The 587-nt window shown below is 69.5% G+C and carries 1 pseudogene; it reads left to right on the top strand.

The features are described from left to right. Window positions 1-300 (top strand): annotated as a pseudogene (locus FMEAI12_RS36880) (transposase); the annotation flags it as partial. Between the last annotated feature and the right edge of the window lie 287 nt (window positions 301-587).

Genomic DNA, 587 nt, shown 5'->3' on the forward strand with positions numbered 1-587 from the left:
ACCACCGTGTGGATGATTCTGGCCATGGCGGTTCGGCTGATCTACCTCGTCTTCTGTCGGCTGGTGGGCTGGCTGGGGTTGGTGGCCCGCAGCTCGGCGACGAAAGACGCCGAGATCCTTGTGCTCCGCCACGAACTCACCGTGCTACGCCGCCAGGTGCCCCGGCCCCGGTACTGCTGGGCCGACCGCGCCATCCTCGCCGGCCTGGCACGGCTGCTCCCGCGCACCTCATCGCCGACCTTGCTGGTCCGCCCTGAGACGATTCTGCGCTGGCACCGCCACCTGGTCCGCCGCCGCTGAACCCAGCCGCACCGCCCACCCGGCAGGCCCTCCACCCCAACGGAGATCCGCCAGCTGATCCTCCGCCCGACGAACAGCTGGGCCACCCAGCAAGCCCGCAACCTGCCCATTACTCTGGGTGAGCGGGCGAGACGGTTCCGGTTCCTCATCCGTGACCGCGACACGACGTTCACCGCCGTCTTCGACACCGTCTTCACCACCGACAACATCGATATCGTGCGGACACCCGTACGGACCCCGGTCGCGAACGCTTTCGCGGAACGCCGGGCCGGTGGGCCGGCCGGGGC

This window comes from Parafrankia sp. Ea1.12 (assembly GCF_900465275.1).
Lineage (GTDB): Bacteria > Actinomycetota > Actinomycetes > Frankiales > Frankiaceae > Parafrankia > Parafrankia soli.